The following is a 12,938-nucleotide window of genomic DNA, read 5'->3' as shown; positions in this document are numbered from 1 at the left end:
GCTCCGGCTTCGCTCACCCCAGGCCTTATGGCTTCGGAAGCACTTTGGCTGCCGCAAAGAACCCGTCCCAGGGGTCCGTCTTCAGCGCCGCCAGTCGCGCCGGCATGGTCTCGACCGTGAAATAGTCGGGTCCGATCGCATCCGACAGTTCCGACCATTCGAGCGGGGCGGACACGGCGGCACCCGGCCGCGCGCGTGTGGAATAGGGCGCGACCGCCGTCGCCCCGCGGCCGTTGCGGAGATAATCGATGAAGATGCGGCCGCGCCGCTTCGCCTTGGTGGCAACCGCGAGGTAGCGGTCGGGATCCTGTCTTGCGGCGTTCGTCGCCAGCGATTTGGTAAAAGCCTTCACGGGCGCCCAGCCGGCGGAGGGTTTCAGGGGAACGACCACATGCAGACCCTTGCCGCCCGATGTCTTGACGAAGGCCGAAAGCCCCTTCGCCTCGATCTCGCCCTTGAGCATCAGAGCCGCATCGATGATGTCCGCCCAGATCACATCCTCGCCGGGGTCGAGATCCATGGTGATCATATCCGGCTTTTCCCAGGCCCGTGTCGTTGCGCCCCAGGGGTGGATCTCAAGCGCCGCCGACTGGACGAGCGCGATCAGCCCGTCGAAGTCGGTGATGCGCAGCGATGGCTCTGCCGCCTTGTCTTTCGGATCCTTGATCTGGTCGATCGCCTTGTTGATGCCGCGCCAGGCATGCTTCTGGAAGAAGCGCTGCTTGCCGTCGATGCCATCCGGACAGCGGAGCAGCGACAGCGGCCGATCGATGACATAGGGCGCCATGAACGGCCAGACCTGCGCGTAGTATTCGGCGAGCCCCTGTTTCGTCACACCCTCCTTCGGCCAGTAGAGCCGGTCGGGATGTGTGAGCGTGACGGCCGCCTTGGGCAGCGGCGCAGGCTTGCGACCCTTATCCGCCGCCGGACTTTCCTGCCGCACCTCGCCCGCCGGCTTGTCCTCGCGCAGGCCACGGAACGACGCATGCCGCAGATTGCCGTCTGCGGACCAGGCGCGGAACTCGACCTCGGCCACGAGCTTCGGCTCGACATAATGCAGGCCGCGCCGGGCATCCGCCGTCAGCTTGTCGCGGAACGGACTGTCCTTGCGCTCGATCGCCGACAGGGCCTCGAACAGCGTGTCGGCCGTCGCATGGCTGAAACCGGTGCCGACGCGGCCGACGTGCCGCAATTCGCCATCCTCGTAGACGCCGAGCGCCAGCGCGCCGATCGAATGGTCCGAGGTCGAGGATGGCGAAAAGCCGCCGATCACGAACTCCTGCCGCTCCGAGCATTTCGACTTGATCCAGCTGCCATTGCGCCCCGAGACGTATTTTCCGGATCGCTCCTTGGACACCACGCCTTCCAGGCTCAAGCGGCAGGCATGCGTCAGCACGAGATCGCCATTGTCCTCGAAATGCTCGCTGAACCGGACCGTCGGGCTGTCGGCGAGAATGAGCTTCTGCAGCAGGGTCTTGCGGTCGATCAGCGCCGCATTCGTCAGATCATGCCCGTCGAGATGCAGGATGTCGAAGGCGTAATAGATGAACCGGTCGCTCCGGCCGAGGCTCAGATCCTCCTGCAGGGCGGAGAAATCGGAGGCGCCATTGTCCTTGTGCACGACGATCTCGCCGTCGATCGACGCGGTCTCCACCGGCAGGCCGGCGAATGCCGCGGCCACCTGATCGCCGAACCGCTCCGTCCAGTCGAGCCCGCTGCGCGTCAGCAGGCGAACCTGTCCCTTTTCGATGCGCGCCTGAAGGCGATAGCCGTCGAACTTGATCTCGTGCACCCAGTGGTCGCCCGAAGGCGCCTTCGGCTTCAGCGTCGCCAGCGCCGGCGCCACGAAATCCGGAAGCGCCGCCGTCTTTGCGCCCTTCGGCCAGGCATGCGCCTGCCCCACGGCCGCCGTCGTCACCTTGGCCGGCTTTGATTTCGTGCCCTGGCCCTTCGACATACTTTTGGAATTCCAGGTATCGTCGGGATTTTTCGCTACCTCTTTCAAGTCGCGCCCCGACGTCACCGACTCCGGTCGCTCCGTGAGAATGTCGAAATCTGCGTCCCGCGCCGCCTCGTCTTCGCTCTTGATCAGCAGCCAGTTCTCGCGCGTCTCGCCCGGCTTGCCGTGCATCCGCACCAGATGCCAACGCCCCTGAAGCTTCTCGCCCTCAAGCGAAAATTCCAGATGGCCCTTTCGATAGGCCTTGGCCAGATCCCCGATCGGTGTCCAGGTGCCGCGATCCCAGACGATCACGGTCCCGCCGCCATATTGGCCTTTCGGGATCACGCCCTCGAAATCGCCATAGGCAAGTGGATGATCCTCGACATGGACCGCAAGCCGCTTGTCCTCGGGGTTGAGGCTTGGCCCCTTGGTCACGGCCCAGCTCTTCAGCACACCGTCCATTTCCAGCCGGAAGTCGTAATGAAGCCGTGTCGCATCGTGCTTCTGGATGACGAAGCGCGCGCTTCCGTCAGCCGCTTTTTTCGCGCCGGCCTTTCCGGCTTCGCCCTTCGGCTCGGGTGTCGCATCGAAGCGCCGCTTGGCGTTGTAGGTGTCGAGGCTCATGGTCAGCTCGCCTTTTTCTGCCGGGAGCCCGAAGCCTTGCCCTCGCCCTTGCCGCCCGCTTTCGCCTTGGAGCCCCCGCCCTCAAGGCTCTGGCGAAGAGCTTCCTTGAGATCAACCACATTATCGGGCTTCGGTGGCGCCTTCTTCTCGATCGTCCGTCCTTCGATCTTCGCCTTGACCAGATCGGCCAGCGCATCATTGTAGCGGTCGCTATAGCTTTCGGGATCGAAACTGCCCGACTTGGTGCCGATGATATGGCCGGCGAGCTCCAGCATCTCCTCGTCGAAATCGATCTCGGGAATCGACTTGAAGGCGGTCTTGGCCGAGCGAACCTCGTAATCGAAATTGAGCGTCGTCGCGATCAGCGTGTCGTCCTGCGGGCGGATGAGGACGGTGCGGTTGCGCCGGAAGAGGATGGCCTCGGCGATGGCCGCGACCTTCTCCTCCCGCATGGTGCGCGCCAGAAGCGCCAGCGTTTCCGCGTCGTGGTCCTCGACGGGGGCAAGATGGTAGGGCCTGTCGAAATAGAGCGTATCGATCTCATCGAGCGCGATGAAGCGTGTCACGTTCAACACCTTGTCGCTGTCGGGCATCAAGGCGGCAAGGTCGTCGCCCTCGATCGCGATATAGTCGCCATTGTCGAGCGGATAGCCCTTGATCTGATCGTCACGCTCGACCGGCTTGCCGGTTTCGCTGTCCACGAACTGCCGTTCGACGCGGTGGCCGGTCTTGCGGTTGATGATGTTGAACGAGATCTTCTCCGACGCGGATATCGCGGTGTAGAGGCCGACCGCGCACGTCAGATCCCGCATTTTCAACTGGCCTTTCCAGCTCGCCCGTCGTGCCATCCGTCGTGTCCTCGCTACCTCGTCGCCCTCTATGCGACCCAAACGGAGTGGCGGGGGAGAGGTTCCGGCCGGAACATTCCCACCCGCATTCCGTTGACCGCCATCTCCAGATTGAGGGCGAGCCCGTTTGAGCCAGAATGGTTTTTCCATGCTTCATGCCGAGACCGACCATATGGCCATCCCGATCGCGATCACGTTGAACGGAAAACAGGAGCCGCTGAACGTCGCCCCCCTGGATCACGAGACCTCCGACACATCCGCCGCCTTTCGCTCGGAGCACAATCCTGTGCCCGTGTGCGAGCCGGGTGCCCGCTGTCCGATCGCTGCCAAATAAGGAGGCAGGGACGGCCAAACGTGAGCCGCAGCGTCTCGGCGCTGCGGCAGAGACTGGAATAAGGACATTTGCATGAATCGCTTCGAAGACAAGGTCGTCATCGTCACGGGCGCGGCCTCCGGCATCGGTGCGGCAACCGCCCGCCGCTTCTCCGAGGAAGGCGCCCGCGTCGTCATGGTGGACAGGGACGGCGAAACGCTGACCAACACGGCGCAGAGCTTCCCGAAAGACCGCACCCTGGTGCAGGTGGCGGACGTCTCACAATCCACCTCCGTCGATGCGCTGGTGGAAACCGCCGTCCATCGCTTCGGCCAGATCGACGTGCTCGTCAACAATGCGGGAACGACCGAGAGCGGCAGGCCGGAGGACATCACCGACGAGGCCTGGCGCAAGGTCATGGCGACGGATGCGGACGGCGTCTTCTACGGATGCCGTGCGGCGATCCCGCATCTCGAAAAGACCGGAGGGGCGATCGTCAACACGGCCTCCGTCTCCGGCATGGGCGGCGACTGGGGCATGAGCCCGTACAACGCCGCCAAGGGTGCCGTCGTCAACTTCACCCGGGCGCTTGCCATGGATCTCGGCAAGCGCGGTATCCGCGTCAACGCCGTCTGCCCGAGCCTCACCCGCACCGGCATGACCGACGATATGATGGACGACGCGCCGCTGCTCGAGACCTTCTACGAGCGCATTCCGCTCGGTCGCGCCTGCGAGCCCGAAGAGGTCGCCGCCGTCATCGCCTTCCTGGCAAGCCCGGATGCGAGCTTCATCACCGGCGCCAATATCGCCGTCGACGGCGGTCTTTCCGCGTCGAACGGCCAGCCTCCGCAATAGGCGTGAGCATGACGATCCGGCTCTTCGCCCATTGAGGTCGAAGCAGGGTCATCCTGACACCCCATCCTTCACCCGAAACAGCCCGCCTGCCGATCCGGCACGCGGGCGCTTCTCCGTGAGCCTCGGCCCGCCCTACCGGACGATGCGCACCGGCACCGACTTTGCCGCCGGCACCTTGCTGCGCTCGGCATGCTGCCAAAGCGGAATCAGCACGTTGCACTCGGGATAATAGGCCCCGCAACATCCGTCCGGAATGTCGTAGGGCACGATCTGCAACCCGTCGATGCGGCGCGCGACGCCATCGTCGGCCACGGTTTCGAGCGCGATCATCTCGCCAGCCCGCGCCCCGATCCGCGCCATCTCCTTCTTGTTGAGAAACAGCACCATGCGCGTGCCATCGACACCGCGAAAACGGTCGTCATAGCCGTAGACGGTGGTGTTGAACTGGTCGTTGGAGCGAAGCGTCATCAGCCGCAGCACGTCCGGCCCGTCCGGGGCGAAGCTTGCCGACAGCGATTTCGGCAGCTTGAACTCCGCCTTGCCGCTTTCCGTCCGCCAGATCCGGTCGCGCACCGGCAGCGGCTTTTCCATGCCGCCGGGCGTGTGCATGCGCGCGTTGAAATCGCTGAAGAGATCGGGATAGGTCGCCTCGATCGCGTCCCGCACGGTCGCGTAATCGTCCACCCAGCGGTCCCAGGGCACGCGCGGATTGGGTGCGAGCGAGGCTTTTGCGAGTTCGGCCACGATGCGGATTTCCGACTGCAGCGTGTCGGCGGCCGGCGCATGAAAACCCTTCGATCCGTGGAAGCAGGACGTGCTGTCCTCCATCGTCACGGTCTGCGGGCCGCTCGCCTGCCGGTCGATCTCGGTTCGCCCGAGACACGGCAGGAGATAGGCGACACGGCCGTTGAAGAGGTGACCGCGATTGAGCTTGGTCGCGATCTGCACGGTCAGGCGCATGCGCGGCCACGCGTCTTCCATCAGCCCCTGTTCCGGCACCGCGCGCAAAAAATTGCCGCCGAGACCGATGAAGGCGTCGACCGTGCCGTCGATGATCCCCTTGCACGCATCGACGGTCGCAAGCCCTTCCTCGCGCGGCGGCTCGAAGCCGTAGAGCTCCTTGAGCCTGTCGAGCGGCACCAGTTCGGGCTTTTCCGATATGCCGACGGTGCGCTGGCCCTGCACGTTGGAATGGCCCCGCACAGGACAGATGCCGGCGCCCGGCCGGCCGAAATTGCCGCGTAGGAGCAACAGGTTCACCAGAACCTGGACCGTCTGGACGCCGAGCTTGTGCTGGGTGAGACCCATGCCGTAGATGCCCATCACGCTTTTCGCGCTCATATAGACGCCCGCGGCCTGCGTGATCGCGGTGCGGCCAAGGCCCGATTCCCGCTCCAGCACCAGCCAGTCCTGCGCCCTGACATAGGCGATGAAGTCCTCGGCACCGGTCGTGTGCTCGGCAAGGAATTCGCGGTCGAGCACGCCCTTGCCGCCGCGCTGCAGATCGGCATCGTCGGCCTCCAGCAGGGCCTTCGCCATGCCGACGAGGACGGCGATATCGCCGCCGGCCTTCACCTGGTGATACTGGCAGGAAATCTCGGTCGCATGCTGCGTCAGCATCTGGACCGGGTCCTGCGGATTGACGAACCGTTCGAGCCCCCGCTCCTTCAGCGGGTTGAAGGTGACGATCCGCGCGCCGCGCTGCACGGCCTCCTGCAGCTGGTGCAGCATGCGCGGGCTGTTCGATCCCGGGTTCTGCCCAAAGAAGAACATCGCGTCCGCCGTGTCGAAATCCTCCAGCCGCACGCTACCGACCGGCTGCCCGATGCTTTCCAGCAGGCCGACGGAGGTGGATTCGTGGCACATATTCGAACTGTCCGGCAGATTGTTGTTGCCGTAGAGCCGCGCCAGCAGCGCATACATGTAGGACGTTTCGAGCGAGGCACGGCCAGAGGCATAGAACACGGTGCGCTTTGGATCGTCCGCCTGGATCGCCTTCATCTCCGCGCCGATCGCGGCATAGGCCTCTTCCCATGTCGTCTCGACATAATGGTCGGTGGCGGCATCGTAGCGCATGGGGTGCGTCAGCCGTCCGGTGGATTCCAGCTGGAAATCGTCCCAGCTGCGCATTTCGGTGACGGTGTGCCGGGCAAAGAGCGCCGGGGTGGCGCGGTCGGCCGTCAGCTCCCAGAAGGTCGCCTTGGCGCCGTTCTCGCAAAACTCGGCCGGATGCGGCTTGGCGGGCTTCGCCCAGGCGCAGCTGACGCAGGCAAAGCCGTCCGGCTTGTTCTGCTTGGCAAGCCCTGGCAGGATCGAGACCGGCCGTTTGCTCTGTCGCGCCTGGCGCATCAGCGACTTCACCGACCCCCATCCGCCGGCAGGCGCAGTGTAGGTGGTGATCTTGGGCACGTTGGACATGATGCAGGCTCCAGAGGCAGGAGCATCAGAAACGACCGGAGGCCACCCCGGTTCCGCATCGACAGCAACTTCGACCACCCTCCGCCGGGTAAAAGCCGGATCAGGCGAAACGCGCTGGCAGGAACCTTCGCCGCAGCCCGCGGTTCTCTTGGGAGGGTCGGCACAAAGGGCGCCGACGCAACGGCCGCCGTCCGTCGCGACGACGGCGCTTGCCCGAGCACAAATGGAGGAATGGCCATGCAGCCGATCAAGGAACCACGGGAAAAGGACGACTATGCCGAGCGCGCGCTCGACTGCCGCGAGGCGATCGGTGCCAAGGTGCAGCAGGTGACGGAAGCCGCCATGCATGCCGGCTGGAGCCGCGACGAGATCAAGGCGGCCTTCATCGACATCGCCGAACGCTGGCAGACCACAGACCACATCGTTTGAGATAAACCGCCCGGATGATGTCCCGCACGAACGAAAACCGGCGGCCCGCAGCGGACCCTACGCGCCGAAGGCGTCGCGACGCATGATGCGACGCTGCGGGTTTTGTCCAACCGGTTTTCGGTCCCGCGGCAGATCCTCGATACCGAGACCTAGCTGTCGCGATCCTGACCTCCAGGGCGGATGGCGGGAACGGGAACATCGGGGCACGCCGCTGGTTGACCTTGCAGATCTGAACAGGAGACCGACATGGCAGACGCATTCAAGAGCACCGGCGCCGCCGGCACGATCGACCAGAAACCGCGCTGGGAAGGCCCCGAGGAGAGCCGCCCGAGCGGCTATCTCCCGGCCACGGACGACCCGGACCGCCAGCCCGACGCCAATGGCGAGACGCTGGCCGAGCCCGAGCGGGCAAAGGCCACGGATGCCGGCAAGGTGAAGGGAGACTGAAAATGACGGACAATCCCAAACCCGCTGCAGAAACCGATGCGAAAGGCGCCTTCGTGCGCCCGACGATCGGGCGCGACAACAATGGCGTGACAAGCGCGAAGCCGACCGTGATCACGGGCTCGGACGATAGCACCGTCCACAGCGGCCCGAACGGCGAAAAGCGCGAGGGAAAGGACTTCGACCTCAACTACAAGGCGCGCGATGCGAGCGACGGCGAACCCGGCAAGGCCTCCTGAAAAACCATTCCCTTTGGCGTCGAACGGCTCCGTCTTTGGCGGGGCCGTGTCGTATCAGGCCAAGGCCCGGTTGTTGCGCGACAGATAGAGAATGCCCTTCTGCAGCAGGATGAAGGCGAAGAGGAGGAAGCCGATGAGGATCTTCGTCCACCAGCTCGACAGCGACCCGTCAAAGGTGATGTAGGTCTGGATCAGCCCCTGGATGAGAATGCCGATCAGCGTTCCCGCGACGAAGCCCGACCCGCCGGACAGCAGCGTTCCCCCGATCACCACCGCCGCGATCGCATCCAGCTCGACGCCGACGGTCGCCAGCGAATAGCCGGCCGAGGTGTAGAGCGAGAAGACGATGCCCGACAGGCCGGCCAGCAGGCCCGAAAGCGCATAGATCATGATCGTCGTGGTGCCCGTGGGAACGCCCATCAGCCGCGCCGTCTGCGCGCCGCCGCCGAGCGCATAGACATTGGTGCCGAAGCGGGTGCGATGCGCGATCAGGATGCCGAGCGCGAAGACCAGGAGCATGACCCCGCCGATCAGCGTCAACCGCCCGCCGCCGGGGAGCTTCAGGTAGAAGCTCTTCATCGTGGCATAGAACGGATGGCGGATCGGGATACTGTCGATCGAGAGCACGAAGGCCATGCCGCGCGCGAGGAACATGCCGGCCAGCGTCACGATGAAGGCGGGCATTTCCAGGTGATGGATGATCGCGCCCATCAGCGCGCCGAAGCTGGTGGTGATGATCAGCACCAGAACGAAGGCGGCCAGCGGATGGATCGCGGTGTTCTCCATCATGACCGCGAGAAAGACGCCGGTGAAGGCGATGACGGAGCCGATCGACAGGTCGATGCCGCCCGACAGGATGACGAAGGTCATGCCGACCGCCGCAATACCGAGAAAGGCGTTGTCCGTCAGAAGGTTGCCGATGACCCGCGTCGACAGGATGTTGGGGAACTGGAAGGCGCAGAGCGCATAGGACAGGACGAAGATCAGGATCGTCGCCGCCAGCGGGAGATGTTTGGCTTTCATTTCGCTTTGCTCTCCGCAGGCTTGGCCGTGGCATTCGCCCTCGAGAAGAAGGCAAGCGTGCCTTGCAGCTTCGGCGATTGCAGCACGAGGATGAAGACGATGATGGCCGCCTTGATGATCAGGTTGAACTCGGGCGGGAAGCCCGACAGCAGAATGCCGGTATTGATCGACTGGATGATCATCGCGCCGAGCAGAGAGGCCGCAATCGAAAAGCGTCCGCCGAGCAACGACGTGCCGCCGATCACGACCGCGAGGATCGCATCGAGTTCGAGCCAGAGCCCGGCATTGTTGGCGTCCGCACCGCGAATATCGGCGGCCGCGATGATGCCCGCAACGGAGGCGCAGAGACCTGAAAGGACATAGGCGGCGATGAGCAGCACCGGCGTGGAAACGCCCGACAGCGTGCTCGCCCGGCGATTGACGCCGACGGCCTCGATAAGCATGCCGAGCGCGGTGCGCCGCACCAGGAGCGCGACGAAAATGCCGGCCGTGATCCAGATGACCACGGGCATGGGCATGCCGAAGAGCGAGCCGCTGCCGATGAAGATCAGGCCTTCATCGTTGAAGGTGAGGATGGCGCCGTTCGTCACCATCTGCGCGATGCCGCGCCCGGCCACCATCAGCACCAGCGTGGCGATGATCGGCTGGATGTCGAGGATGGCGACGAGGATGCCGTTCCACAAGCCGCAGAGAACACCGACGCCGACCGTGATCAGCAGCGTGGCCGGCAGCGAATAGCCGGAGGTGATGGCGGAGGCCGCGACCGCCCCGCAGATCGCCATGACGGCGCCGACGGAGAGATCGATGCCCTTGGTGGCGATGACCACGGTCATGCCGATGGCGAGCAGCGCCACCGGCGCGCCGCGGTTGAGAATGTCGATCAGCGAACCGTAAAGGCGGCCGTTCTGGACCTGCAGGTTGAAGAAGCCGGGAAAGGCGATCGACACGAGGCCGAGGATGATCGCGAGCGCGATGAACTGCGGCAGGAGCCGCTTGCCGTAGAGGCCGAGCATGGACATTACGCGATCTCCCCTGCCGCCGCCCCGGCGGCGGCCGATAGCTGGGCGGGCGTCTTCGCCGTGCCGGCAATCGTGTTGACGATGCTCTCGGTGGTGATCTCGGCGCCTGTGAGTTCGGCCACATGCTCGTGATCGCGCAGCACGATGACGCGGTGGCTGTAGACCACGAGTTCCTCGATTTCGGATGAGATCACGATGAGCGACATGCCTTTTTCGCAGAGCGTTTCGATGAGCCGGATGATCTCGGCATGCGCCCCCACATCGATGCCGCGCGTCGGCTCGTCGAGAATGAGGAAGTCGGGATTGGTCGCCAGCCAGCGGGCAAGGATCGCCTTCTGCTGGTTGCCGCCCGAAAGCAGCCGGATCGGCTTTTCCGCATCCGTGGTGCGGATGTCGAGCGCCTTGATGTATTCGGCGGCCAGCCGGTCCTGTTCGGCGCGCGGAATGGGTCTGGCCCAGCCGCGACGGGCCTGCAGCGCGAGCGCGATGTTCTCGCGCACCGAAAGGTCGCCGATGATGCCGTCCGTCTTGCGATCCTCGGGGCAGAAGCCGAATTTCTGGCGAATGGCGGCGCGCGGCGACGACAGATCCGCGGCCTTGCCGTCGATCGTCGCGGTGCCGCTATCGGCGCGGCGGGCGCCGAACATGACCTCGGCCGTTTCCGTACGGCCGGAGCCGAGCAGACCGGCAATGCCGATGACCTCGCCGGCCTTGACGTCCAGATTGAACGGGTTGATGCGCCCCTTGCGGCCGAAATCGCGGAACTGGAAGCGAACCGGACCGTCGGCGACCTTCGCGGTGCCCGCCTCGTCGTGCACTTCCGCCGCCAGCTCGCGGCCGAGCATCATGGCGATCAGCTCACGCCGCTCGAGGCTTGCCGTGTCGCGCGTGCCGACCAGTTGGCCGTTGCGCAGGATCGTGACGCGGTCGGTGATCTCGTAGACCTGTTCGAGAAAATGGGTGATGAAGATAATGCCGAGACCCCGCGCCTTCAGCCGCCGCACGACGCGGAACAGCATCGCGACCTCATGGGCATCGAGGCTGGCGGTGGGCTCGTCGAGGATCAGCACCTTGCCGGAGACATCGACGGCACGGGCGATGGCGATCACCTGCTGGATCGCGACCGAGAAGCTGTCGAGACCGGCGGTCACATCGATGTCGAGTTCGTATTCGGCGAGCAGCGCGCGCGCCTTGCGATTGACGGCGCCCGTATCGATCAGGCCGAAGCGGCGCGGCTGGCGCCCGAGAAAGAGGTTTTCGGCGACGCTCAGATTGGGAAGGAGGTTGACCTCCTGATAGACCGTGCCGATGCCGAGGCGCTGCGCGTCGAGCGTGTCGCGCGGATCGATCTCGGCGCCGTCGAGCAGGATCGTGCCGCCATCGCGGTGATAGGCGCCCGTCAGGCACTTCACCAGCGTGGACTTGCCCGCGCCGTTTTCGCCGAGAAGCGCATGCACCTCGCCGCGCCGGAGCGAGAAATCGACCTGGTTCAGTGCCTTGGCACCCGGAAACACCTTGTCGATGCGGCTGGCGGAGAGAACGGTGCCGACGTCTTGCTGCATGATCCCCATTCCATATGTCAGTGAGGCCGATGAAGGGCGCCGGTCGATGGCCCTCGCGCAGACCGTTTCGGCAGCGAACCGCCGTTTCGGCACTGGACAGGAGCAGGCGCCCACTCTCGCCGTCCCGCAGGCCCTTGAGGCCGGATGACGGAGAGAGCGGGGCCGCCGCTGAATGCCGGAAACGATCGACCGGAACCGACCGTCGGTGTGCCGCACCGATCCGGAGAGAGGTGCGGCAAGGTTGCTCTTAGTAGCCGAGGCCCTTCTTGGCTTCGTACACCTTCTGCGGCTCGTCGGCCTGGGTGTAGAGCTTGGATTCCGTCTGGATCCACTTCGGCGGTTCCTTGCCGTCCTTCTTGAAGGCAGCGAGGGCGTCGAAGGCCGGGCCGGCCATGTTCGGGGTCAGTTCGACCGTCGCATTGGCTTCGCCGGCCGCCATGGCCTGGAAGATATCCGGAACGGCGTCGATGGAGACGACGAGGATGTCCTTGCCCGGCTTCAGGCCGGCTTCCTTGATGGCCTGGATCGCGCCGACGGCCATGTCGTCGTTATGGGCGTAGAGGGCGCAGATGTTCTTGCCGCCGTTCTCTGCCTTCAGGAAGCTTTCCATGACTTCCTTGCCCTTGGTGCGGGTGAAGTCGCCGGTCTGCGAGCGGACGATCTTGAGATTGTCGTGGCCCTTCAGCGCYTCTTCGAAGCCCTTCTTGCGGTCGATGGCCGGCGAGGAGCCGGTCGTGCCCTGRAGCTCGACGACGTTGCACGGCTTGCCGGCCGTGTTATCGACCAGCCACTTGCCGGCGACATTGCCTTCATGCACGAGGTCCGACGTGACGGCGGTCATNAGCTCGACGACGTTGCACGGCTTGCCGGCCGTGTTATCGACCAGCCACTTGCCGGCGACATTGCCTTCATGCACGAGGTCCGACGTGACGGCGGTCATGTAGAGGCTCTTGTCGGCATCGACCGTGCGGTCGAGAAGGATGACCGGGATGTTCGCATCCTTGGCTTCGCCGAGCACTTCGTCCCAGCCCGTCGCAACGACCGGCGCGACGAAGATCGCATCRACGCCCTGCGCGATGAACGAGCGCAGTGCCTTGATCTGGTTTTCCTGCTTCTGCTGGGCATCGGCGAACTTCAGGTCGATGCCGCGCTTTTCGGCTTCCTGCTTCGTGACCGTGGGTTGCCTGCAGCACGACGTCATCGACCGCGTGGACCGCGCTGT

At 64.8% G+C, this 12,938-nt stretch carries 10 protein-coding genes and 2 pseudogenes; 4 read left to right on the top strand and 8 right to left on the bottom strand.

Features of this window, described 5'->3' with window-relative positions:
* Positions 1–25: 25 nt before the first annotated feature.
* A complete protein-coding gene (gene ligD, locus ASG39_RS00710; RefSeq protein ID WP_062591879.1) occupies positions 26–2,566 on the bottom strand; it encodes a DNA ligase D in 2,541 nt (846 codons plus the stop codon).
* 2 nt (positions 2,567–2,568) lie between these two features.
* Complete coding sequence (locus ASG39_RS00705; RefSeq protein ID WP_062591878.1) at positions 2,569–3,414, bottom strand: Ku protein; 846 nt, start codon at positions 3,412–3,414, stop codon at positions 2,569–2,571.
* Between the two features lie 406 nt (positions 3,415–3,820).
* Between ASG39_RS00705 and ASG39_RS00695 the strand changes: the two genes are divergently transcribed.
* The gene (locus ASG39_RS00695; protein WP_062591874.1) at positions 3,821–4,582 is read left to right on the top strand and encodes an SDR family NAD(P)-dependent oxidoreductase; all 762 of its coding nucleotides are present in this window, start codon (positions 3,821–3,823) and stop codon (positions 4,580–4,582) included.
* Positions 4,583–4,714: 132 nt separating this feature from the next.
* On the opposite strand, the gene ASG39_RS00690 is transcribed toward ASG39_RS00695, so the two are convergent.
* Positions 4,715–7,000 carry an FdhF/YdeP family oxidoreductase gene (locus tag ASG39_RS00690; RefSeq protein ID WP_062591871.1) on the bottom strand — a complete coding sequence of 762 codons (2,286 nt, stop codon included), beginning with the start codon at positions 6,998–7,000 and terminating at the stop codon, positions 4,715–4,717.
* 237 nt (positions 7,001–7,237) lie between these two features.
* Here ASG39_RS00690 and ASG39_RS00685 point away from each other — a divergent pair, with 237 nt between their 5' ends.
* The 3 genes from ASG39_RS00685 to ASG39_RS00675 all read left to right on the top strand — a co-directional run bounded on the left by ASG39_RS00685 (position 7,238) and on the right by ASG39_RS00675 (position 8,112).
* Positions 7,238–7,429, top strand: a complete 192-nt coding sequence (locus ASG39_RS00685) for a hypothetical protein (RefSeq protein WP_132531531.1) — start codon at positions 7,238–7,240, stop codon at positions 7,427–7,429.
* A gap of 246 nt (positions 7,430–7,675) precedes the next feature.
* Entirely contained in the window at positions 7,676–7,876 is a 201-nt protein-coding gene (locus ASG39_RS00680; protein WP_062591867.1) for a hypothetical protein, read from the top strand.
* A 2-nt stretch (positions 7,877–7,878) separates the two neighbouring features.
* On the top strand, positions 7,879–8,112 hold the full coding sequence (locus ASG39_RS00675; RefSeq protein WP_062591865.1) for a hypothetical protein: 234 nt from the start codon (positions 7,879–7,881) through the stop codon (positions 8,110–8,112).
* Between the two features lie 54 nt (positions 8,113–8,166).
* Here the strand turns inward: ASG39_RS00675 and yjfF are convergent, their stop codons facing one another.
* From yjfF to ASG39_RS24360, 5 genes and pseudogenes are all read right to left on the bottom strand, one after another.
* On the bottom strand, positions 8,167–9,135 hold the full coding sequence (gene yjfF / locus ASG39_RS00670; RefSeq protein ID WP_062591863.1) for a galactofuranose ABC transporter, permease protein YjfF: 969 nt from the start codon (positions 9,133–9,135) through the stop codon (positions 8,167–8,169).
* Positions 9,132–10,154 (bottom strand): ABC transporter permease, encoded by a 1,023-nt coding sequence (locus ASG39_RS00665; RefSeq protein ID WP_062591861.1) that lies wholly within the window; start codon positions 10,152–10,154, stop codon positions 9,132–9,134. The genes yjfF and ASG39_RS00665 overlap by 4 nt, the downstream gene beginning before the upstream one ends.
* Entirely contained in the window at positions 10,154–11,716 is a 1,563-nt protein-coding gene (gene ytfR, locus ASG39_RS00660) for a galactofuranose ABC transporter, ATP-binding protein YtfR (RefSeq protein ID WP_062591858.1), read from the bottom strand. Before ytfR ends, ASG39_RS00665 begins: the two co-directional genes overlap by 1 nt.
* Positions 11,717–11,963: 247 nt before the next feature.
* A pseudogene (locus tag ASG39_RS24365) lies at positions 11,964–12,557 on the bottom strand (substrate-binding domain-containing protein); the annotation flags it as partial.
* Between the two features lies 1 nt (position 12,558).
* Positions 12,559–12,938, bottom strand: a pseudogene (locus ASG39_RS24360) (substrate-binding domain-containing protein); the annotation flags it as partial.

This window comes from Rhizobium sp. Leaf371, assembly GCF_001424045.1.
GTDB lineage: Bacteria > Pseudomonadota > Alphaproteobacteria > Rhizobiales > Rhizobiaceae > Ferranicluibacter.
Note: the sequence above shows the minus strand (reverse complement) of the source record. Positions and strands in the feature narration are given on the sequence as shown.